Origin of the sequence: Streptomyces sp. T12 (genome assembly GCF_028736035.1) — a bacterium.
Classification (GTDB): Bacteria; Actinomycetota; Actinomycetes; order Streptomycetales; family Streptomycetaceae; genus Streptomyces.
This window is the reverse complement of record NZ_CP117866.1, coordinates 10,668,944-10,691,307: the sequence shown is the minus strand read 5'-3', so window position 1 is coordinate 10,691,307 and position 22,364 is coordinate 10,668,944. Positions and strand designations below refer to the sequence as shown.

The 22,364-nt window shown below is 72.7% G+C and carries 19 protein-coding genes and 1 pseudogene; 13 read left to right on the top strand and 7 right to left on the bottom strand.

All coding sequences use genetic code 11. From position 1 onward, the window contains the following. Positions 1–89: 89 nt before the first annotated feature. Positions 90–698, bottom strand: a complete 609-nt coding sequence (locus PBV52_RS47865) for a hypothetical protein (protein WP_274248226.1) — start codon at positions 696–698, stop codon at positions 90–92. 215 nt (positions 699–913) lie between these two features. Here PBV52_RS47865 and PBV52_RS51515 point away from each other — a divergent pair. Further along, positions 914–1,315, top strand: a pseudogene (locus PBV52_RS51515) (SulP family inorganic anion transporter); the annotation flags it as partial. Between the two features lie 52 nt (positions 1,316–1,367). Next, positions 1,368–1,580, top strand: a complete 213-nt coding sequence (locus PBV52_RS47855) for an STAS domain-containing protein (protein ID WP_274248224.1) — start codon at positions 1,368–1,370, stop codon at positions 1,578–1,580. Between the two features lie 7 nt (positions 1,581–1,587). Here the strand turns inward: PBV52_RS47855 and PBV52_RS47850 are convergent, their stop codons facing one another. Next, entirely contained in the window at positions 1,588–2,544 is a 957-nt protein-coding gene (locus tag PBV52_RS47850) for a carbamate kinase (RefSeq protein ID WP_274248222.1), read from the bottom strand. A 238-nt stretch (positions 2,545–2,782) separates the two neighbouring features. Between PBV52_RS47850 and PBV52_RS47845 the strand changes: the two genes are divergently transcribed. The 4 genes from PBV52_RS47845 (at position 2,783) to PBV52_RS47830 (ending at position 6,108) form a co-directional block, all read left to right on the top strand. Continuing rightward, positions 2,783–3,247 carry a Crp/Fnr family transcriptional regulator gene (locus PBV52_RS47845; RefSeq protein WP_274248220.1) on the top strand — a complete coding sequence of 155 codons (465 nt, stop codon included), beginning with the start codon at positions 2,783–2,785 and terminating at the stop codon, positions 3,245–3,247. A gap of 57 nt (positions 3,248–3,304) precedes the next feature. Further along, positions 3,305–3,964 carry a CBS domain-containing protein gene (locus PBV52_RS47840; RefSeq protein WP_274248218.1) on the top strand — a complete coding sequence of 220 codons (660 nt, stop codon included), beginning with the start codon at positions 3,305–3,307 and terminating at the stop codon, positions 3,962–3,964. Between the two features lie 212 nt (positions 3,965–4,176). Then, complete coding sequence (locus tag PBV52_RS47835; protein WP_274248216.1) at positions 4,177–4,881, top strand: response regulator transcription factor; 705 nt, start codon at positions 4,177–4,179, stop codon at positions 4,879–4,881. Positions 4,882–5,109: 228 nt separating this feature from the next. After that, on the top strand, positions 5,110–6,108 hold the full coding sequence (locus PBV52_RS47830) for a hypothetical protein (RefSeq protein WP_274248214.1): 999 nt from the start codon (positions 5,110–5,112) through the stop codon (positions 6,106–6,108). A 45-nt stretch (positions 6,109–6,153) separates the two neighbouring features. On the opposite strand, the gene PBV52_RS47825 is transcribed toward PBV52_RS47830, so the two are convergent. Both PBV52_RS47825 and PBV52_RS47820 read right to left on the bottom strand, forming a co-directional pair. After that, positions 6,154–8,853: an HAD-IC family P-type ATPase gene (locus tag PBV52_RS47825; RefSeq protein WP_274248212.1), complete on the bottom strand. Its 2,700-nt coding sequence runs from the start codon at positions 8,851–8,853 to the stop codon at positions 6,154–6,156. 2 nt (positions 8,854–8,855) lie between these two features. Beyond that, positions 8,856–9,734 carry a universal stress protein gene (locus PBV52_RS47820; protein ID WP_274248210.1) on the bottom strand — a complete coding sequence of 293 codons (879 nt, stop codon included), beginning with the start codon at positions 9,732–9,734 and terminating at the stop codon, positions 8,856–8,858. Between the two features lie 319 nt (positions 9,735–10,053). On the opposite strand from PBV52_RS47820, the gene PBV52_RS47815 reads away from it, so the two are divergent. From PBV52_RS47815 to PBV52_RS47790, 6 genes are all read left to right on the top strand, one after another. Beyond that, positions 10,054–10,920 carry a universal stress protein gene (locus PBV52_RS47815; RefSeq protein WP_274248208.1) on the top strand — a complete coding sequence of 289 codons (867 nt, stop codon included), beginning with the start codon at positions 10,054–10,056 and terminating at the stop codon, positions 10,918–10,920. Between the two features lie 43 nt (positions 10,921–10,963). Continuing rightward, positions 10,964–13,276: a heavy metal translocating P-type ATPase gene (locus PBV52_RS47810; protein ID WP_373922050.1), complete on the top strand. Its 2,313-nt coding sequence runs from the start codon at positions 10,964–10,966 to the stop codon at positions 13,274–13,276. A gap of 10 nt (positions 13,277–13,286) precedes the next feature. After that, positions 13,287–14,234, top strand: coding sequence for an ABC transporter ATP-binding protein (locus PBV52_RS47805; protein WP_274248204.1), 948 nt, complete (start codon positions 13,287–13,289; stop codon positions 14,232–14,234). Between the two features lie 6 nt (positions 14,235–14,240). Continuing rightward, positions 14,241–15,410: an ABC transporter permease gene (locus tag PBV52_RS47800; protein WP_274248203.1), complete on the top strand. Its 1,170-nt coding sequence runs from the start codon at positions 14,241–14,243 to the stop codon at positions 15,408–15,410. Further along, entirely contained in the window at positions 15,407–16,582 is a 1,176-nt protein-coding gene (locus PBV52_RS47795) for an ABC transporter permease (RefSeq protein WP_274248201.1), read from the top strand. The genes PBV52_RS47800 and PBV52_RS47795 overlap by 4 nt, the downstream gene beginning before the upstream one ends. Before the next feature lie 121 nt (positions 16,583–16,703). Then, on the top strand, positions 16,704–17,195 hold the full coding sequence (locus tag PBV52_RS47790) for a hypothetical protein (protein ID WP_274248199.1): 492 nt from the start codon (positions 16,704–16,706) through the stop codon (positions 17,193–17,195). Between the two features lie 74 nt (positions 17,196–17,269). On the opposite strand, the gene PBV52_RS47785 is transcribed toward PBV52_RS47790, so the two are convergent. The 3 genes from PBV52_RS47785 to PBV52_RS47775 are packed head-to-tail and all read right to left on the bottom strand — an operon-like array spanning position 17,270 to position 21,287. Then, positions 17,270–19,639, bottom strand: coding sequence for a glycoside hydrolase family 65 protein (locus PBV52_RS47785; protein ID WP_274248196.1), 2,370 nt, complete (start codon positions 19,637–19,639; stop codon positions 17,270–17,272). After that, positions 19,636–20,409 carry an HAD family phosphatase gene (locus PBV52_RS47780; RefSeq protein ID WP_274248195.1) on the bottom strand — a complete coding sequence of 258 codons (774 nt, stop codon included), beginning with the start codon at positions 20,407–20,409 and terminating at the stop codon, positions 19,636–19,638. Before PBV52_RS47780 ends, PBV52_RS47785 begins: the two co-directional genes overlap by 4 nt. Next, positions 20,406–21,287: a universal stress protein gene (locus PBV52_RS47775; RefSeq protein ID WP_274248193.1), complete on the bottom strand. Its 882-nt coding sequence runs from the start codon at positions 21,285–21,287 to the stop codon at positions 20,406–20,408. The genes PBV52_RS47780 and PBV52_RS47775 overlap by 4 nt, the downstream gene beginning before the upstream one ends. 425 nt (positions 21,288–21,712) lie before the next feature. Here PBV52_RS47775 and PBV52_RS47770 point away from each other — a divergent pair, with 425 nt between their 5' ends. After that, positions 21,713–22,360: a DUF4389 domain-containing protein gene (locus PBV52_RS47770; RefSeq protein ID WP_274248191.1), complete on the top strand. Its 648-nt coding sequence runs from the start codon at positions 21,713–21,715 to the stop codon at positions 22,358–22,360. The last annotated feature ends 4 nt before the right edge of the window (positions 22,361–22,364 follow it).

Here is a 22,364-nt window from a genome sequence, read left to right as displayed (position 1 = left end):
ATCTGCCATCAGCGTCGGGCCTGGCGTGTCGCTGCTGCAGGGGCCGCTGGTCCCCGGCCGGGACCGACCGGCCCCAACGGCCCCCGGGTTCACCGCAGCCAGGGGTTGCGGATGACGAACGGCAGCCGGGCCCATGCCTTGCCGAGTCCCCAGACCGCGCCGGCGCCAACGGCGGCCAGAGCGATCAGGACGACCGCGTACACGACGTGGTACTCGGCGAACGGGTTGGTCGACATGCTCGGCGAGCCGTCGGAGAGGTGCTTGGCGGGCGGCCACTCCGCAATCCACATCAACGCCATCATCAACGTGCCCGCGATCGCTGCCAGGCGCAGGCCGATGCCGAGCATCAGCGCCACACCGATGCCGAGCAGGCCGAGCATGAACAGCCAGTCCGCCCAGGCGTCCCCGGCCCAGTCGTGGAAGGTCGACTCCATCGGACCGGCCGCGACCCCACTGAGGAAGCCCTTGGTGGGCGAGCCACCGTCGATCCAGCCGTTGCCGGACTGGGTGGCGTACCCGAAGCCGAACGTCTTGTCGAGGAATGCCCACAGGAAGATGAACCCGGTCAGCAGACGCAGCCCGGCGAAGACATAGGCGCTCGTCGCCGTGGCGTCGGCCACCGTCTCGGCCGTCCGGGCCTTGCGCAGGGACGGGAGACGGAATCCCAGGTGCCGGTGCGGTTGATCGTGAGTTGCCATGGCCTACATCCCCCTCGGGACGGATTCGTTGTTGACACCGTCCACTCTCGTGGCGCGGACATGCCGTCGCCGGATGCCGAAGGTCGGTGCCCATGGGGCTGAATGGCCCCTTCTTCGGGCCCTGTCGGCCACCGAGCCTGGACACGCGCACGTGCCGGTCGAGGCGGTCGGGCCGGTCGCGACGGATCCTGCAGGCAGTCGGAGAAAGGAACCCGATGTCCCACGGCTCGGGCGGGCACGCCCCGGGGCGGCACCGTCTGTTGCCCGCGATCCGCCGACTGGCCCCCGGGGGCGCCGTCCTGGCCGGCTACCACCGCTCGTGGCTGCGCGGCGATCTGCTCGCCGGTGTCACGGTGGCCGCGTATCTCGTGCCGCAGGTGATGGCGTACGCGGGTGTGGCCGGGCTGCCGCCGGTCGCCGGGCTGTGGGCGATCCTGCCGGCCCTCGGTCTGTACGCCCTGCTGGGCTCCTCCCGGCTCTTGTCGGTCGGCCCCGAGTCGACGACCGCGCTGATGACAGCGACAGTCGTGGCCCCTCTGGCCGGTGCTGACCCCGACCGTTACGCCGCACTTGCCGCCACCCTCGCCGTGACGGTCGGCCTGCTGTGCCTGGCGGCCCGGGTGCTGCCCCGGTCCGGTCCGCTGGTTCGTCCTCAACACCGAGGCGAACGTGGAAGTGGACGTCACCGCTCTGGACGCGGTGGACGGCCTGCGCCGCGAGCTGAACCGGCGCGGCATCGTCTTCGCGCTGGCCCGTGTGAAGCAGGACCTGCTGGACGATCTGGAGGCGTACGGGCTCGTGGAGTCGGTGGGCCGGAGGCTGATCTTCCCGACATTGCCGACGGCCGTGGCCGCGTACCGGAAGTGGTGCGGCGAGCAGTGACCGGGTGTCAGGCCACCGGCAGATCGGGCCGTACGAGAGTGCCGGAGCGACCATGCACGATCTCGTACGCCGCGTCCAGCGCTCCGATCGCGGCCAGTTGGCCGGTGTTCTCGACGAAACGGGCGGCGGCTTCGGCCTTCGGGCCCATCGAGTCGTCGGGGATGGGGGCACCTCCCACGCCTTTCAGGCAGTGGGGGAGGGCGCCGCGCAGTTCGGCGGGCGTGGCGTCGAGGACGGGCCGCTGCTCGGGAGTGCCGTAGTCGGCGTAGACGTTCGGGACGTCGGTCAGCACGAGCAGGAAGTCCGCCTTCAGGTCCTCGGCCAGCCGGGCGGCCGCCAGGTCCTTGTCAACGACGGCCTCCACACCGTGCAGGGCTCCGGTGGCCCAGTCGGCGACGACGGGGACACCTCCACCGCCCGCGCACACCACCACGGTCCCCGTCTCCACGAGCGCCCGGACGGTGTCGGCCTCCAGGATCCGCTCGGGCGAGGGCGCGGGAACCACGCGCCGCCAGCCGTGCCGGTCCTCGGCCATGTGCCAGCCGTACTTCGCCACCAGGTACCGCGCCGGCTTCTCGGGGTAGATGGGGCCCACCAGCTCTGTGGGATCTTCGAAGGCGGGGTCGTCGACGCGTACCCGGGTGTGCGTGACGAGCGTGACGACCCTGCGTCCGGGCAGCACGTCGCGCAGGGTGCACACCAGGAGGGTGCCGATCATGCCCTGGGTCTGGGCGCCGAGCAGATCCAGCGGGTAGGGGGCGGTGAGGGCCGCGTCGGCCGTGCTCTGGGCGGCGAGGAGGTCGAGCTGGGGTGCGCTGCCGTGCGTGAGGACGAGTTCGTGGTCGTGGGCCAGGGCGGCGATCGCGGTGGCGACGCGGACGATGTTGGTGCGCTGGATGTCCGCGTCGGGGCGCTCGCCGCGGTGCAGCAACGCGTTGCCGCCGAGGGTGACGACGATGCGCATGGTTTCCGCCCCTCTCCTCGCCTCTCTCCGTGGCATCTGCTCTCTCCGTGCCAGCTGCGCCGAGTGGCTCCCCCGCCTCCATCATCGAACGACGGACCGCCCGGCCGCACAGGGTGCCGAAGGGCTCCTGCGGGCCGCCGGGTGGCCCGGTCCTGGGGCCGGGTGGCCCATGGCCCTGGCAGTCGCACGCGCTCACGCTGGAGGTGGTAGCTCCGTACGCCCGACCTGGAGGCACCCCATGAACGCACCCGCATCGACAAGCATGCCGCGGACGCTGCCTGCCGAGCACCGGGAACGGCTGCTGCGGATCGCCCGGGAGGTCTCGTTCCCGCAGGGCGCCCGGCTCTTCGAGGAGGGCGGGCACGCCGACCGGTTCTGGATCATCCGGACCGGTACGGTCGACCTCGACATGCGTGTGCCCGGCCGCCAGGCCGCCGTCATCGACTCGCTCGGCCACAACGAACTTCTCGGCTGGTCCTGGCTGTATCCGCCGCACGTCTGGCACCTGGGAGCGGAGGCGTCCTCGCCGCTGCGGGCGTACGAGTTCGACGCCACCGCGGTGCGGGGGATGTGCCAGAGCGACCCCGAGTTCGGCCGGAGCATCGCCCGGTGGGTGGGCGAGGTCGTGGCCCACCGGTTGCAGGCGGCCCGTGTCCGGTTGCTGGACCTGTACGCCCCGTACGGCAGCGGGACCCGGCGCTGACCGCGCCCGGGCCCGCGCCGCACGGACCGAATCGTTCGAGGAGTTCGAGGAGTCATCGTGCCCGAATCCCCGCACATCGTGCGTGACGTGATGACGCGTGACGTGGCCGTCGTCGGCCGCGACGCCGCGTTCAAGGACATCGTGCGGACCCTGCAGGACCGCGGGGTCAGCGCGCTGCCCGTGGTGGACGGCGGAGGCCGGGTCCTCGGGGTCGTCTCCGAGGCCGATCTGCTGCCCAAGGAGGAGTTCCGCGACAGCGACCCCGACCGGTACACGCAGCTGCGCCGGCTGTCCGACCTGGCGAAGGCCGGTTCGGTGACCGCGGGCGAGCTGATGACCCGCCCCGCGCTCACGGTCACCGCCGACGCGACGCTCGCCCAGGCCGCCCGGACCATGGTGCGGGCCAGGGTCAAGCGCCTTCCCGTGGTCGACGGGGACGGACGCCTGGAAGGTGTCGTCAGCCGGGTCGACCTACTGAAGGTGTTCCTCCGGGACGACGAGGAGATCGCGGAGGAGGTACGACGGGAGGTCGTGGCGCATCTCTTCCCGGTTCCCGGATCGGCAGTACGGGTCGAGGTCCTCGACGGCGTCGTACGCCTGGGCGGCAGGATCCGGGACACGTCACTGGTACCGGTGGCGGCGCGGCTGGTGCGGGCGGTGGAGGGGGTTGTGGACGTGGTGTTCGAGCTGGACGGGCAGGACACCTCGACGGCGTGAGGCAGCTGCCCGCCAAGATCTTCAACCACGTTCCGCGGGATCGACGCACCGTTTGCGCGCCGGACGCTCCCCGTGCGGCACGCCCCCTGAGAGGCAGAATGGAAGACGCGACGAGTTGGGCCGACCGGCCCTAGTGGCAGAGGCCCGGGCGCGTGATGATCGTCGTCAGGACGGCCCGCCGGTCCGTCACACCCGGGGAAGCAGGGGTCCAGATGACCGAGGCACGCACCTTCACCGCACAGGACCCGATCCGCGTCTTCCTGCTGGACGACCACGAAGTCGTCCGGCGCGGGCTCTCCGACCTGCTGGACGCCGAGCCGGACATCTCTGTCGTCGGTGACGCCGAGAACGTCGAGCACGCGCTGGTCCGGGCTCCGGCTGTCCGCCCGCACGTGGCCGTGCTGGACGTACGTCTCCCGGACGGTGACGGCATCACCGTCTGCCGCGAGCTGCGCAACCGGATGCCGGAGCTGGCCTGTCTGATGCTGACGTCGTTCGACGACGAGGACGCCCTGCTCGACGCGATCATGGCTGGTGCGTCCGGCTATGTGCTCAAGCAGATCCGCGGGTCGGACCTGGTGTCGGCGGTGCGGACCGTCGCCTCGGGGCAGTCCATGCTCGACCCCGCGACGACAGCCCGGCTGATGCGCTCGCTGCGCGCCGAACCCGCCGAGGCACCGGCCGAGGCTCCGGAGCTCGCGGGGCTGTCCCCGCGCGAGCGGGAGATCCTCGCGCTGATCGGGGACGGGCTCACCAACCGCGAGATCGGCCAGAAGCTGTACCTGTCGGAGAAGACGGTCAAGAACCACATCTCCCGGCTACTGGCCAAGCTGGGCGTCCAGCGACGCGTCCAGGCCGCCGTGCTCGCCACGCACCTGGAGCAGCCCGAGCCGACGGGTGAACGTCCGGCGCAGTGACGGAGCCGCGGCTGTACCGCACGCCCGCACGTCGAGCCGAACCGGCAACGTTCGGCGGGCCGTTGAACCGTCCCCGCACGAACCGAGGCCGCCCAGCGGGCCGTTGGGCCCTCCGGCGCCCTGCCGGGCCGTACGGCCCATGCCCCGGCACGCGCCGCACGGGCCACCCTGGGGAGGGTCATCCAGCTGCCCCACCGTCCTTTCGGTTCGGGGCGGGGAGGAGCCCTCATGCCCACGACGGTCCCCGGCGTCCCGACCTTGGAGACGCTCGTCTCGGCGGCTTCGGCCGCGCCCTCGATCCACAACACCCAGCCGTGGTGGTTCCGCCTCGACCCGGACGGCGGCACGCTGGAGATCCGGGCGGCGGCCGAGCGCGGCCTGCGCCATACCGACCCGTCGGGGCGCGCCCTGCACATGTCCGTGGGCTGCGCGCTGTTCAATCTCCGTATCGCTGTGGCGCACTTCGGCCGGGAGCCGGTGACCCGGCTGCTGCCCCGCCCTGACGAACCCGGCCTGCTCGCGACCGTACGGCTGGGCGGCCCGGCCCGCTCCTCGGCGGTCCCTCGGCTGTACGACGCCCTGTGGCACCGGCGCAGCAGCCGGCTGCCGTTCTCCGAGCGGCCGCTCCCCGGCTCCGTACTGGCCGAGCTCGCCGAGGCCGCTCACACCGAGGGTGCCGTGCTCGGCCGCCCCGGGCCCGACGCCGCCGACCGGCTGCTGCGGCTGACGTGGGAGGGGGAGCAGCGCACCACGGCCGACCCGGACCGGTCCGCGGAGAGCCGCCGCTGGGTCCGGGAACCGGACCACACCGGGCTCGGCATACCGCCGGGGGCCGCCGGAGCGCAGGACTACCGCGACCACATCCCCATGCGGGACTTCGCCGCCCACTGCCACCGCGCCGCCCTGACCGCCCGCCCCTTCGAGGCCCGGCCGACGATCGCGGTGCTGTCCACCGCGCACGACCGGCGCGCGGACTGGCTGCGCGCCGGGCAGGCGCTGGAACGCGCCCTGCTGGTGGCCACTGCCCACGGCGTCCGGGCGTCACTGCTGCATCAGGCGCTGGAGTGGCCCGACCTGCGAGCGCAGCTCGTGTCCGCGCCGGGCGACGACCGGCGGGCCCATGCCCAGATGGTGATCCGCCTGGGCTACGGCCCGATGGGTCCGCCGACACCGCGGCGTACGGCATCGCAGGCGCTGGAGGACGGCGTACTGCCGACTCCTCGCTGAACAGGGGGGCTGAGCCACTGGTGCCGAGCAGCAGACCCTGCCGCTTCACCGTTCCCCCGACCGAGCGAGCCGCCGCACCCCACGCACACCCAGCTCCACCAGCAGGACCGTGGATGCCGTCCCCAAGCACACCGCCCACTGCCCCGCATCGAGCGGCACCGTACCGAACACGCTGCGCGCCCACGGCAGATGGACGGCGACGACCTGCACCGCCAGCACCCCGGCCAGGCACAGCCACAGCGTCCGGTTGCGGAACTGGTGGCGGCCGAGCAGAGGTCCGTCGTCGGCGCGGGCGTTGAGGGCGTTGAACAGCTGGAACAGGACGAACGTCGTGAACGCCATGGTCAGCGCGGTGTCCGTGTCGACCTGTTCGCGGGCGATGGCCAGCAGTACCACCGTGCCCAGCGCCATGACCGCGCCGGCCCGGGTGATGGCCAGCAGGCGGCGGGCGTCCAGGATCCGCTCCGCCGGGTCGCGCGGCGGATGGCGCATCACGTCGTCGCGGGCGGGGTCGACGGCCAGCGCCATGGCGGGCGGGCCGTCCATGATGATGTTGACCCACAGCAGCTGGGCCGCCGTCAGGGGGGCGGGCAGGCCCGCGAGGGTGGCGCCCAGCAGGGTCAGGATGGCGCCGACATTGGTGGCCAGCTGGAAGCGGACGAATTTGACGATGTTGGCGTAGATCGCCCGTCCCTCGCGCACGGCCCGCACGATCGTGGAGAAGTCGTCGTCGGTGAGGACCACGTCGGCGGCCTCCTTGGCCACGTCCGTGCCGGTGCGCCCCATCGCCACGCCGATGTGGGCGGCCCGCAGCGCCGCCGCGTCGTTCACGCCGTCGCCGGTCATGGCGACGATGTGGCCACGGCTGGACAGGGCTCGCACGATCAGCACCTTGTGCTCCGGGGCGACCCGCGCGAACACGCCGATGTCGTCGATGCGCGCGGCGAGTTCGTCCTCCGACATCCGGTCCAGCTCGGCACCGGTCACCACCTCTCCGTCCATGTCGAGCTCACGGGCGATGGCCGTGGCGGTGGCGGCGTGGTCACCGGTGATCATCTTCACCGCGACGCCCGCCGAGCGGCACAGCGCCATCGCGTCCCGTGCCTGGGGACGCGGCGGATCGGCGATCCCGGCGATGGAGACGAGGGTGAGCCCCGGCAGCACGGAGGGGTCCGGCGTGCCGTCCACCAGGGCGGTGGCGGCGCCGAGGACGCGCAGTCCCGCTCCGCCGAGCCGTGCGCACACGGCTTCGATCTCGCCCCGCTGCCCGTCGTCCAGGGTGCGCACGCCGTCGTCCGTCCGTACGTCGGTGCACAGGCCCAGCAGGACGTCCACCGCTCCCTTGACGTGGACGCATGTGCGGCCGTCGGATTCGGTGTGGAAAGTGGCCATGTACTTGGTGACCGCGTCGAAGGGCAGCTCGCCGGTGCGCGGCAGCTCGGCCCGCAGCCCGTCGGCATCGACGCCGGTCTTGGCTGCCAGGACGACCAGTGCGGCCTCTGTGGGATCGCCCACGAAGCCTTCGTCGGTCAGGTGAGCGTCGTTGCAGAGGGCGAACGGCAGGACCGCGGACAGGAGTCGGTCGGCCCGTCCCTCGGCGCCGCGCACGGTGCCCTGGGTGCCGTAGCCCTCGCCGGTCACCTCGTAGAGCCTTCCGCCAACCCAAAGGGCCCGTACGGTCATCTCGTTGAGTGTCAGGGTGCCGGTCTTGTCGCTGCACACGACGGTCGCCGAGCCGAGGGACTCCACCGAGGCCAGGCGTTTGACGATGGCGCCACGCCGGGCCATGCGGTACACGCCGAGCGCGAGCGTCAGGGCCAGAACGGCGGGCAGCCCTTCAGGGATCGCGGCGACGGCGAGAGCCACGGCCCGCAGGGCGATGTCCGCCAGTCCCTCGCCGCGGATCAGGGCGACGAGCGCGTAGGCGACGACCGCGACGCCGCTCAGCAGCGCGAGCCGGCGGCCGAGGCTGTCCAGTTGGATCTGGAGCGGGCTGGCCGGTTCGGCGCCGGTGCGCAACGCCTCGGCGATCGCGCCGAGTTCGGTCCGCATACCGGTGGCCGTGACGATCATCTCGGCACGGCCCCGGGTCACCGCGGTGTTCATGAACAGCATGCTGCTGCGCTCGGCGAGCGGCACCGGGCCGGTGGCCGTGGCCTCGACGGCCGTGGTGCTCTTGGTGACCGGCTGTGACTCTCCGGTCAGGGCCGCCTCGGCGACCTCCACCGACTCCGCGACAGTGAGCCGCCCGTCGGCGGGGACGCGGTCGCCGGCCTCCAGCAGGACGATGTCGCCGGGTACGAGGGTATGGGCCTCGACCACCCGTTCCGCGCCGTCGCGGCGGACGCGGGCGGTGGGTACGAGCATCCGGCGCAGCGCCTCCAGGCTGCGCTCGGCGCGCCGCTCCTGGAGATAGCCCAGTACGGCGTTGATCTGCAGGACGACGGTGATCACCACGGCGTCCTTGATGTCGCCGATGGCCCCGGCCACCACGGCGGCGATCAGCAGGATGCCGATCAGCCAGTTGCGGAACTGATCCAGGAACTTGAGCCATTCGGGCCGCCGGGCCGGTTCGGCCAGTCGATTCGGTCCGAAGGCCGTGGCGCGCTCGTCGGTCTCGCGCGTGCTCAGACCCGCCGCCGGGTCGACACCGAGACGGACCGCCACCTGCCCGGGGGCCAGCCGATGGACGTCCGCCCCCGCGACCGGATCCGGCGCGATCTGTGCTGTCGGTTGCCCACCCACGGTCACACCTCGCCCGTCCGGACGACGGCGACCGGGCAGTGCGCGTGGTGCAGCAGGGCCTGGCTGACCGAGCCCAGCAGCAGCCCCGCAAACCCGCCCCGCCCGCGCGCCCCGACCACGACGAGCCCGGCCTCGGCGCTGGCCTCGATGAGAGTGTGGCGGATCCGGCCGCGCACCAGCCTGCGGTCCACGGAGACGTCCGGGTACTTCTCCCCCAGCCCGTCCAGCGCCTCGGTCAGCACCCGCTGCTCCTCGTCGCGCAACCGGTCCTCGTCGTACGTCACGACGGGCGGGTCGGCCGGACTGTCGTAGGCCCGCTCGGTCCGGGTGTTCCAGGCGTGCAGTGCGATCAGGTCCGTGCCGTGCAGGGAGGCCTGCGCGAAGGCGAACTCGACGGCTCCGCGAGCGGCGGGCGAGCCGTCGGCGGCGAGCAGGACCGGCCCGCCCGGATTCGGCCTGCCGCGCACCACCAGCACCGGGCAGGCGGCGTGGGCGGCCAGATGACCTGCGGTGGAGCCGAGCAGCAGGCTGCCGAACCGGCTCAGGCCCCGGCTGCCGACCACGACCAGGGACGCCGTGCACGACTCGATCTCCAGCACTGTCACCGGTTCGCCGACTACGACCTCGCGCATGATCTCGATCCCGGGCGCCGCCTCGTGGGCGCGCCGCTCGGCCTTGACGAGCGTGCCGTCGATCAGCTCGCGCAGTCCGGCGCCGCTCGGTTCCCAGGGCTTTCCGGGCGGCACGTGCGCGGCCGGCCAGCCGAAGGCGTGCACCAGCCGGAGCCCCACCCCCCGCAGCCCGGCCTCGCGTGCCGCGACCTCCACGGCCGCCATACTCGACGGCGAGCCGTCCACCCCCACCACAACCGGCCCGTTCATCGCGCTCCCCTTTCCGGTCAAGATCCGCGGACTCCGTACGGCTTGCCTGTGCCAGGCCCTCAGGCTCCGTACGACGGGGCGAGGGCAGCACCGTGCGGCCGGGCCGTCGGCCCGGCGATCTCGGGCCGGACTGCCGTCGCCCGCCCTCGTCCTCCCAGATTCGCCCTGCCGGTCGGCTCCCGCACAGGGCCGTACGGCCCGGGAACGCCCCCATCCGGCCCTCGCCCCGGTGATGGCCGGACTCCCACCCTGGAAACGGAGAGGGAGTACACGCGCGGCGGTGTGGAACAGGCTGCCGCGCCGATACCGGAGGTGCGTCATGACCGGACCTGTCGTCGTCGGACTCGACGGTTCGCCCGCGAGCGAAACGGCCGCGTGGTGGGCCGCCCGCGAGGCCTCGGACCGCCATCTGCCCTTGGTTCTGCTCCACTCCTGGACCACCCAGCCCTTGGACGTGCCGATCGCCCAAGAGGCGCACAACAAGCAGCGCTACGGCCGGGAGATCCTTGAGCGGGCCTCTGCCGAACTGCTGCATCGCCACGGTGACCTGGACCTGACCACGGAACTGGTGTCGGCTCCTGCCGCGGACGCCCTCCTGGAGCGCGGCGAGAGCGCGTCGATGCTCGTGCTCGGCTCTCGCGGGCACGGCTCCGTGGCGAGCTTCCTGCTAGGCACCATCAGCCTGCACGTGCTGGGTCTGACGCCCTGTCCGGCCGTCGCAGTGCGGGCAGGCGATCCGGCCGTCGAGGCCGGCTGGGGTCACCCCGCGGCAGCGGACCGGGACGAGGTCGTGGTCGGGGTACAGGAGCCGGGAGCGGCGGCCGGCCCGCTGCTGGAGTTCGCGTTCACGGCGGCCGCGGCGCGCGGCGCGCGGCTGCGAGCTGTGCGGGCGCTGCCCCTCACCTCGCTGGTCACCCGGCGCGACGACGACTTCGAGGCCGAGGAGCGCGTGCGGCTGGCCGAGGCACTGGCGCCGTGGCGGGAGAAGTTCCCCGACGTCCCCGTCACCAAGCACGTGGCGACGGGCCCCGCCACGCAGGTGTTGCTGACCGCGTCCGCCCGCGGCTGCCTCACCGTCGTGGGGCGCAGGCGCCATCCGTCGTACGTGACCTGGAAGCTTGGGCCGGTCGCCCATGCGGCCCTGCACCACGTGCCGTGCCCCGTCGCTGTCGTTCCGCACGACTGAGCCGCCCGGGCCGAGGACCGTCATGAACCGTTTCCGTCCTCAGATGCCGTCGCACCGGCTGCTGACGGCCCTCTCCCGTATGCCGCCGCTCGAATCGCTCCTGCTGGCCGACACCGTCGTAGCCCTGACCGTGGGCGGTGTCTTCTGGCTCGCGGGGGCAGGCGGCCTCGCCGACCTGTGCTGGGCCCTGGGGACGGTCGTCGCCGTCGGGCCCGCGGTCGGCTGGGTGCTGGGCGCATTGCGCCGCGGCCAAGCGGGCGTGGACCTGATCGCGGTCCTGGCGCTGGGCGGCACCCTTGCCGTGGGCGAGTACCTGGCCGGATCCCTGATCGCGCTGATGCTCGCCACCGGGCGGGCACTGGAGGCGTCCGCGCGGCAGCGGGCCTCGCGCGATCTGCGCGCCCTGCTGGAGCACGCGCCCCGCACCGCCCGGCGCCGCACCGGCACCGACGTGCGTACGGTGCCCCTGGCCGAAGTCGCCGTCGGTGACCTGCTCGTCGTCGGGCCCGGGGAGGTCGTCCCCGTCGACGGGAGCGTGGCCGGTGACCCGGCCGAGCTCGACGAGTCGGTGCTCACCGGGGAACCGCTGGCCGTGCGGCACACACCGGGCGAGTCGGTGCGCAGCGGTGCGGTCAACGCAGGCGGCGCCTTCGAACTGCGCGCCACCGCGACCGCGCAGGACAGCACGTACGCCGGGATCGTACGGCTGGCCCGGCAGGCCTCCGCCGAGTCGGCGCCCGTGGTGCGGCTGGCCGACCGGTACGCGGCCTGGTTCCTGCCGCTCACCGTGGCCGCGGCGGGGATGACTTGGCTCATCAGCGGTTCCGCCGTGCGCGCGGTGGCGGTTCTGGTGGTCGCCACGCCCTGCCCGCTGCTGCTGGCGGCACCGGTGGCCGTGGTCTCCGGCCTGTCCCGGGCCTCACGCCTGGGCGTGGTGGTCCGGGACGGCGGAGCGCTGGAGAACCTCGGCCGGGCCCGCACGCTGCTGCTGGACAAGACCGGGACCCTGACCGGCGGCCATCCCCGGGTGCTCGACGTGATCGCCGCCCACGGCTGGCAGCCGTCGCAGGTGCTGCGGCTGGCCGCCTCGCTCGACCAGTACTCGCCGCACGTCCTCGCGCGGGCCCTTGTCGACGCGGCCCGTGAGCGGGGGCTGCGGTTGTCCGTGCCCGCGGACGTGTCCGAGGAGCCCGGCCGCGGTGCGCGGGGCACCATCGCGGGGCGCCGCATGGGCGTAGGCGGCCTCGACGCCGGCACGGAGAAGCCCGCCTGGGCCCGCTCGGCGGACAACCGCGCCGTCCTCGACGGGGCGACCGTCGTCTGGCTCATCGTGGACAGCCGCCCGGTCGGCGCCGTCCTGCTGCGCGATCCGCTGCGCCACGACGCGCCACGCACGCTGCGCCGGCTGCGCGCGGCCGGCATCGAACGGCTGGTCATGCTCACCGGCGACCGGCCCGAACCCGCCCGCGAGGTCGGCGCCGTGCTCGGACTCGACGACGTGCGGGCGGGCCTCTCCCCCGCCGACAAGGTCACCGCGGTGCGCGCCGAACGCGACCGCGCGGTCACCGTGATGGTGGGCGACGGCGTGAACGACGCTCCCGCCCTCGCCGCCGCCGACGTCGGTGTGGCGATGGGCGCGCGCGGCTCCACCGCGTCCTCCGAGGCCGCGGACATCGTGCTCACCACCGACCGGGTGGACCGCCTGGCCGACGCGGTCGGCATCGCCGTACGGTCCCGGCGCATCGCCGTGCAGAGCGCGCTCGGCGGCATGGTGATGTCGCTGATCGCGATGGCCGCGGCCGCCCTCGGTCTGCTCCCGCCCGCCGTCGGCGCTCTGCTGCAGGAGGGCATCGACGTCGCGGTGATCCTCAACGCTCTGCGCGCACTGGGCGACGACCGCAGGGCACGCCCGGCGCTCCAGCCGTCCACGGAGGCCCTCATCCACCGCTTCGCGGCGGAGCACGACGACCTGCAGGACGTCCTGGAGGCCGTGCGCTCCGCCGCCGACCGCCTGTCGGACAGCCCTGGGCCCGAGGCCCTCGCAGTCGTGCGGGAGGTGCACCGGCTGCTCACCGAGCGCCTGCTGCCGCACGAGTACGCCGAGGAGCACCAGCTCTACCCGGCCCTCGCCCCCACGCTCGGCGGTCCCGAAGCCACGGCCACGATGAGCCGCGCCCACGTCGAAATCGACCGCCTCGCCCACCGCATCGCCATGCACCTCACTCTGGTCGGCCCCGACGGGAACCTGGCCCCGGAGCAGCTCGATGACCTGCGTGCCTGCCTCTACGGGCTGCACACGGTGCTGCGACTGCACTTCACGCAAGAAGAAGAGAACTACTTCTCCCTCGCACCATGAGGTGACGCCGATGACGAACGTGCTCGAATGCGCCCACCTGGTCCGCCGGTTCGGCGAGCGTACCGCTGTCGACGACGTGAGCCTGCACATCGCCCCGGGCGAGACGTACGGCCTGCTCGGGCCGAACGGGGCGGGCAAGACGACGACGATCAGGATGGTGTGCGGGCTGCTGCGCCCCGACGCCGGGACCGTGCACGTGGCGGGCCGGCCGGTGAACACCGCCGCCGGGCCGGCCAAGCAGCTCATCGGCTTCGTCCCGCAGGATGTGGCTCTCTATCCCGACCTGAGCGTCCGCGAGAACCTCCGCTTCTTCGGCCGCCTCTACCGGCTGCCGCGCCGCCAGTTGGAGCGCCGGGTCGACGAAGTACTCGAACTCATCGACCTCGGCGGCCGGGCACGCGACCGCGTCGACTCCCTGTCGGGTGGGATGCGCCGACGTCTCAACATCGGCGCGGGACTGGTGCATTCGCCGACGCTGCTGGTGCTGGACGAGCCGACCGTCGGTGTCGACCCGCAGAGCCGGCACGCCATCCTGGAGAGCGTCACCCGGTTCGGCGAGGAGGGCATGGCCGTCCTCTACACGACCCACTACATGGAGGAGGCCGAGCGGCTCTGCAACCGGGTCGGCATCATCGACCGGGGCCGCCTCGTCGCCGAGGGAACCCCGCGCGAGCTGGTGGCCCTGGTGGCCGAGCGGGACCGGGTGCGGCTGGCCGCCGTCGGCAACCTCACGGCCTACGCGGACGCGTGCCGCCGCCTCGCCCGGGTCGAGGGCGCGGCGCGCGGCGGTGACGACGGCAACGTGGTCGAACTCGTCGTCAAGGACGCCCGCAGCCTGCTGCCCGAGCTGCTCGACCTCGCTCACGAACTGGACGTCGTCATCCGCAGCGTGGAGATCGACGAGCCCGACCTGGAGGCGGTCTTCCTCCACCTGACCGGCACCGCGCTGAGGGAGTGAGCCGCCGTGCGTGTCGTACTCGCCATCGCGGCCAAGGACCTCAGGCAACGGCTGCGCGACCGGTCTGCCTGGGTGATCGTGTTCCTCGCGCCGGTGCTGATCTCCGCGCTGATGGCCATGGCGTTCAACAACAACGACGAGTTCCGTGCGAACCTCGGTGTCGTCGACCTGGACCGGGGTCCGGCCGCCACCGGTCTCACCCAGGTACTCGACAGCCCGGAGCTCGAAGGCACGGTCCACGTGCGATCGTACGACGCCGAGGCCGCGGCACGGCGGGCGGTGGACGCGGGTGACGTGCACGCCGCGATCGTCGTTCCCGCCGGGTTCACCGAGTCGCTGCACGGCGGCGGGGCCGAGCCGGTGCGGGTCCTGGACAGCGTTGACTACGGCCTGCAGGCCCAGCTCGCCCGGGCGATCACCGAGTCGTACGTCGCCCAGGTCAACGCCGACCGGCTGTCGGTCGCCACGGCCGTGGCCACGGGGGTCCCCGAGACGGGCATACCCGAACTCGCCGCCAAGGCGGCCCTGTTGCGGCTGCCGGAGGAGGTCCGGGCGCAGGGGCTGCCCGACGACCCGCTGAAGGTGATCAGCTACTTCGGGCCCAGCATGGGCATGTTCTTCGTGCTGTTCACGGTCGGCTTCGGGGCGCGCGGCTACTTCATCGAGCAGCAGCAGGGCACGCTCGACCGGATCGCCGCCGCACCCGTCGGACGGGGCTCACTCCTGCTCGGCAAGTCGCTGTCGACGTTCGTCTACAGCCTGGCCGGGCTCGCCACCGTGACCGTCGTGTCCTGGCTCGCCTTCGACGCCAGCTGGGCCGACCCGGTCGGGGTAGCGGCGCTCAGCGTGGCGATGGCGGTGTGCGTGGTGTGCCTCACCGCGCTTGTCATCTCCCTGGTGCGGACCGAGCAACAGGCCCAGGGACTCGCCTCGATCCTGGTCTTCGCGCTCGTCCTGCTCGGCGGCAACTTCGTCTTCGCCTCCGGCACCACACCGGCGATCCGCACCCTCGCCCTGTTCACGCCCAACGGCTGGGCCCTGCGCGGCTTCACCGACCTGGGCACCGGGGTGCGCGGCTGGGACGCCGTCGGTGCCCCGTTGCTCGGCATCGCCGCGTTCTCGTTGGTCGTGGTCGCGGTGACCGCACTGCTCCTTCGGCTGAGGAGGACACCATGACCGCGCTCGCGGTGACCAGCGCGACCCTCGCGCGCGTGCTGCGCGACCGCACGGCGCTGTTCTTCATGGTGCTGCTGCCGGTCGCCATCATCGTCGTCATCGGGGTTACCGTCAGCGGCTTCGACCAGTTCCGCATCGGACTCGTCCCGGCCGCCCGAAACGGGCCGGTGGCAGGGGAGTTGACTTCGGAACTCCAGGAGGCACCCGGGCTGCGGGCCCGTACATACGACACCGCGGCCGACGCGCGCACGGCGCTGCGGCGCGCCGAGCTGGACGCCGTGGTCGTGGTGCCGAACAGCCTCGATGCGGACGTTCGGGCCGGGCGGTCCGTGACCGTGCCGGTGCTGGTGGAGCCCTCCGGCAGCGCCGGGCACGGGGCCGTGTCCTCGGTGTCGGCCGTCGTGGCCGAGCATGCGGCACGTCTGCAGGCCGCCCGGTTCGCCAGTGACGAGACAGACGGCTCCTTCGATGACGCCCTCGCGCTCGCCCGCACCGCCGAACGGGCCGCGTCCCCCATCGTCGTCCGCAGCGAAACCGTCAACGGCCAGAGCGACTTCCTGCCGCTCGGCTACAGCTACAGCACACCGACCATGCTGGTGCTGTTCGTGTTCATCAACGCCCTGGCGGGCGGCGCGGCCATCGTGCAGACACGCCGGACCGGGGTGTACGCCCGCGCGCTCGCGGCACCGGTCGCCGCCCGCACCCTGGTGTTCGGTGAGACGGTCGCCTATTTGCTGCTGGCGGCCCTGCAGTCCCTGCTGATCGTCGGCATCGGGGCGCTGGCCTTCGACGTGAAGTGGGGCGATCCGCTCGCCGCCGGCGCGCTGGTCACCGTGTGGGCGCTGGTGGGCACCGGCGCCGGTGTGCTGGCCGGGGCCCTGTTCCGCACACCGGAGCAGGTGCACGCGATCGGCCCCGCCCTCGGCATCGGGATGGGCATGCTGGGCGGCTGCATGTGGCCGCTGGCCGTGGTTCCCGACTGGCTGCGCAGCGCCGGGCACGCGGTGCCGCACGCCTGGGCCGTCGACGCGTGGACGACGCTGCTGTCGCGGGACGGTGACCTGGCCGCGATCCTGCGCGACCTGGGCGTCCTCGCCGCCTTCGCCACCGCGCTGCTCACCCTCGCGTCCCTGGCGCTGCGGCACCGGCTGACGACCAGCGCCGGAGCGTAGCCGCCGGCCGTCGCCGATCGGCCCTCACGTGGGGCCGATCGGCCCCCGTTCACGGCAACCCATCTGCGCTGTACTGGAGTTGGGGGATAGCACGTTCCTCCTTCGTGAAAGGAGTCAAGGCATGGCTACGTCACGCACGTTCCGTCGTGCCGCGCTCGTCGGCGCGGTGGCGGCTCTCGGAGCCTCGGTGCCGACGGCCGCGAGCGGCGGCGTCCGGGAGGACACTCCGGCCACCGTCACCACCGCCCCGGCCCGCAGCGGGAGCCCGACGAGCACGGTCGACCGGGTCGCCGACTTCTACGCCGCCTACATCGACGTCCTGTTCGACTCCGGGCGCGGCCGGCTGGCCGACTCCCTGCGCGGTCACTACCTCACCGAGCAGCTGCGCAGCAGCCTGGCTCGCTGGGAGGCCGACCATCACAGGGACGGCGTGCTGCGCGCCAAGGGCGTGCCGATCGCCTGGAAGGTGGTCTACAACGACAGCGGGATGGGGCACTGCTGGACCCGGGTCACGCTCACCTGGCAGGACGCCGGGAACCGGGTGCACCGCACGCAGTTGATGGTGCAGTCCGACCTCGCGACGCGGCTCATCTCGGGCATCAAGTCCGCCTGACAGCCGAGGCGGCCCACTCGACGGCCTCAGGTGTCGTGGTCGAAGGGCAGGCCGCCGGCCGCCCCGGGTGATGGTCAGTCCGGGAGCTCCAGCCGAGCCGTCTGCCCGGGTTCGACGCTGACCGCGCGGCCCGGCAGCCGTACGTCGATCGCGGACGCGTCCGAGGACGGGACCGCGATCTCCAGGTTCCCGCGCTCCAGGCGCAGGCGTACGCCCCAGTGCCCCTGGTAGCGCAGAGCGAAGCCGTACGAGGACAGTTCGGGCAGCGGCACGGGGTCCAGCCACAGGGCGCCGCCCCGGGTCTCCAGGCCGGTCAGCCCGCGCTGGACCAGGTCGAGGGTGCCGGCCATGGCGCCCAGGTGGATGCCCTCGCCGGTGGTGCCGCCCTGGACGTCGGCGATGTCGCCCTGGAGGGCCTCCTGGCAGAACTTCCACGCCTCACTGCGTCGGTGCCGGGCCAGCACCCAGCCGTGGACCAGGCCGCTGAGGGTGGAGCCGTGGCTGGTGCGGTGCATGTAGTAGTCGACGGTGCGCCGCCAGGTGTCCTCGTCCAGCCGCACCCCCAACCGGCGGAACAGGCCCTGCAGTTCGGCCGGTGCGAAGAGGTAGCCGAGCATCAGCACGTCGGCCTGTTTGGAGGCCTTGTAGCGGTTGACGGTGTCGCCCTCCGCCTCCAGGATCCGGTCCAGGCGACGAATATCGCCGTAGCGCTGCCGGTACTCCTCCCACGGGAGCTCGGCGAGCTCGGCGTAGCCCGCGAACTGGCTGATGACGCCGCTGTGGAAGGGGACGTGGAGGGTGCGGGACACGTCCTCCCACTGTTCGAGTTCGCCCCCGTCGAGTCCATTGCGCTCGACGAGTTCGCGCCGGCGGGGCTCGGGCAGGGTGTCCAGCAGCTCCAGGGTGCGGGTGAGCACCCAGGCGGCTGTGACGTTGGTGTACGCGTTGTCGTCGAGGCCGGGCGCCTCGGCACCCGGGTAGGACTCGTGGTACTCGTCGGGGCCGACCACGCCCTTGATGCGGTGCCGTCCGAGGCTCTCGTCGTAGACGGCCTTGTCCGCCCAGAAGCGGGCGATCTGCAGCAGCATCTCGGCGCCCTTGGTGTGCAGGAACTCCGCGTCGCCGCTCGCCTCGCAGTACTGCCATACGTTGTAGGCGATCGCGGACCCGACGTGGTATTGGAGATGGGAGTGGTCGGGCAGCCAGCGCCCCGAGCGCGGGTTGAGATGGAGCTGCTGGGTCTCCTCGCGCCCGTCGCTGCCGCTCTGCCACGGGTAGAGGGCACCCCGGCGGCCCGCTGCCAGGGCGGTGCTGCGGGCCTGTTCGAGGCGGCGGTGGCGGTAGCGCAAGAGGGCGCGGGAGACCTCGGGGAAGTGCAGGTTGAGGAAGGGCAGGACGAACAGCTCGTCCCAGAAGACGTGCCCGCGGTAGGCCTCGCCGTGCAGCCCCCGGGCGGGTACGCCGACGTCGAGGTCGGCGGTGTGCGGCGAGAGCGTCTGGAGCACATGGAAGAGGTGCAGCCGCAGGATGCGGCCGGATTCGCCGCCCACGTCGAGTTCGGCACGGCGCCAGAGCTGGTCCCAGGCCGTGAGGTGGGTTTCGAGCAGGTCGTCGAAGCCGGGTGCCCGGCTGACCCGGTCGACGGCGGCGTGCAGCGGGTCACTGATGGCAGGGTCGCGGGAGGTGTGCAGGGCGACGACCTTGTCGACGGTCGCCGTACGGCCCTCCACCAGGTCCAGACAGGTGTGCTGGGTGGTACGGGGGCTCTTGTTCCGGATCGTGACGGGCGGGTCGGCGGTCAACCGGGCGGCCATGCCGATCCGGATGTCCGAGGTGCGGGTACGGCAGCGCAGCCAGACCGTGTCCGGGGCGGCAGTGCCCGCGTGCACATGGGTGAGGTGGCGGCCGTCCAGGTCGCGGTAGCGCGGGACCCCGCCGTTGGTGACACCGCCGTCGAGCAGCGCCTCGACCTCGAGTTCGCCGGAGAACCCCTCGGCCGTGAACTCGGTGCGCAGCGCCGCCAGATGCGGGTCGGCCATGTGGACGATCCGCTGCTGGCGCACCGACAGCACCCTTTCCTCGCCGAGGTCGTAGCGGGTGCGCCGTTCGAGCATGCCCGAGGCCAGGTGCAGGTCCAGGCGGTGCGTGAGCACCGGGGCGGTGTCGGGGGTGAGCCACTGGCCGTCGCGCAGGCGGAAGCGCAGCGGCAGCCAGTTCGGGACGTTGACCATGTCCTCGTTCTCGACCCGGCGGCCCGCGACGTCCGAGGTGAGCCGGTTGTAGATGCCCGCGATGTAGGTGCCCGGGTAGTGGATCTCGTCGGCAGCGCACTCCGGCAGCGCGCCCCGGGTGGCGAAGTAGCCGTTGCCCAGGGTGCACAGGGATTCCCTCAGGCACTGGTCCGCGGGCTCGTAGCCCTCGTACTCCCAGGTCCAATCGGTCACTTCGACACTCCTCGTGCCAGCAGTTCCGCCAGATCCCCTACGACGATGTCGGCGCCGTGCCGCCGCAGCCTCTCCCCCGAGCCCTCGGCGGCGGCCCGGTCCACGCCGACGACGAGGGCGAACCCGCCGCTGCGCCCGGCCTCCACTCCGGCCAGGGCGTCCTCCACGACAGCGGCGCGGCCGGCCGGGACGCCGAGCCGGTCGACCGCCGTGAGGAACAGGTCGGGCCGCGGCTTGCCCGGCAGGTTCAGCCGGGCGGCCTCGCCTCCGTCCACGAGGACGTCGAAGAGGTCCCGCACTCCGGCCCTGGTGAGCAGTTCCCCGGCATGCCGGGACGCCGAGGCCGCCGCGACGGGTACCCCCGCCCGGCGCAGGGCACGCACCAGTCGCACCGTTCCCGGGTAGGCGTCCACGCCGTGCGTGCGCAGCCGCTCGGTGAACAGCCGCTCCTTGTCGGCGGCGACCTCCCGGACCGTCTCGTCCGACGTCTCGATGCCGCGCGAGACGAGGAAGGCGGCGGCACCGTCGAGGCGGGATTTGCCGTCCACGAACCTGAGGTAGTCGTCCCTGGCGTCGAACGGGCGCCGCTGGACGGGGTCCGCGGGCGGATGGGCGCGCAAGAAGGCGTCGAACGCCGTCTTCCACGCTGCCGCATGCACCCGGGCCGAGTCGGTGATCACGCCGTCGGTGTCGAAGACGACGGCCCGGATGTCACGTAGGACGGGTGCGAGTGCGTCCGAGGGAGTCGTCGGGGTGAGGGGGCGCTTCATGGTCGCTCCGTTTGCGGTACGACGGCTACGGGGCAGGGGGCGTGGTGCAGCAGCGTGTGCCCCACCCGGCCCAGCTGAAGCCCGAAGTGGCCGGACCTGCGCCGCGCTCCGATGACGACGAGGTCGGCGGCCGCCGACCGGCGCAGGAGCACCCGGTGGGCCGGCCCCTCCACCGTGTCGCGACGCACCGGCACGCGGGGGTGGTCCGCCATCGGGTCGTGGAGTACGGCGTCGAGCAGGGCGGACGCCCGTTCCTTCTGGTGGCGGGCCGGGTCGCCGGTGCTCAGGTGGTGGTCGACCGACTCGTGGGCGGGAACACGCCAGGCCCGCACGACATCGAGCGGGCACCGGCGTACCTCCGCCTCGCGGAAGGCGAATCGCATCGCCTCACCGGCGATCGAGGGGTCGGCCGCGCCGAGCAGGATCCGCTCGTGGGTGCCTGCCAGGCCGGCCTTGTCGCCGCGGACCACGATCACCGGTCCGTGGGCGCGAGCCGCCACGGCCAGGCCGACCGATCCCAGGAGCAGACCGGCGAACGCACCGCGGCCGCGTGATCCGGTCACCACGGCGAAGGCGTGATGGGCTTCGCTCAGGAGTGCGTTCGCCGCTTCGTCGGGGACCACGTCGGCCGAGACCTTCACCTCGGGGTTGCGTCGATGGGCGCGTTCGGCCGCGGTGCCGACGATGTTCTCCGCCATGACTCGCTCGGACGGGCGTTCCGCTCCGCCGGAGGGCACATTGCCCTCGTACCGCTCCCACAGGGACGCGTACACCAGGCGCAGCGGCAGACCGTGCCGGGCCGCCTCGTCCACGGCCCAGTCGACCGCGCTGAGACTCGGCTCCGATCCGTCGACGCCCACGACCAGGGGCACCTCCATCGCGCCCACCGCCTTTCGTCGGGCCGCACAGGGATGCGGCGCGGGTCCCACTCCACCCTCGCGCTCCGGCCTTCGGGGCAGCAGGGGTTGGTCGGCCCCACCCGGGGCCGTTGGGCCCAAGCATGGGTGTGCCGGAGGGAGCACCGGTGCGGGAGAGCCGCCCGACTGCCCCGCACACCGGCGGCGGGGAGGGCCGATCGGCCCGGCGGTCTGCCCGAGCAGCCCCTGGGACGGCCTGCGCGTGGCGTGAACGCTGAAGGTGAACGCCCGGAGTTCGTCAGGACCGAGATCCACCGAGCGTCGGACCCGGCATGTCCGACGCCCAGGAGAGCGGGAGGTCGTCATCGAGAAGCACTTCATCGGCGACAACGACGATCACCGGCGCTACCGCTCGTGATCACCACCGCGCCTGGAAGGGACCGACCATGGCCACGGAAGCACTGCATCCTGTCCACCCCGCCCGGCTGACCGCGACCCTCGACCCGCAGCTGTCGCGTTGGCTCTGGCTGGTGAAGTGGCTGCTCGCCCTGCCCCACTTCGTCGTCCTCGCCTTCCTGTGGGTGGCGTTCGTCGTCGTCAGCGTGGTGGCGTTCTTCGCTGTCCTGTTCACCGGGCGTTATCCGCGAGCGTTGTTCGACTTCAACGCGGGCGTGCTGCGCTGGAGCTGGCGCGTCGCGTACTACGCGTACGGGGCCCTCGGCACCGACCGCTATCCGCCGTTCACGCTCGCCGACGTGCCCGACTACCCGACTCACTGGGACGTGGCGTACCCCGAGCAGTTGTCCCGGGGCCTGGTCCTGGTGAAGTGGTGGCTGCTGGCGATCCCCCACTACCTGGTACTGGGGTTCTTCCTCGGCGGCGCCCGATTGGTCTGGTTCTCGGGCGGGCTCATCGGGTTGCTCGCCTTGTTCGCCGGCGTCTCCCTGGCCGCCACCGCCCGCTACCCGCGCGGCATCTTCGATCTGGTCATCGGCCTCAACCGGTGGGCCCTGCGGGTGGCCGCCTACGCGGCCCTCCTCACCGACGTGTACCCGCCGTTCCGGCTCGACCTCGGTGGCGACGAACCGGAGTGACTGC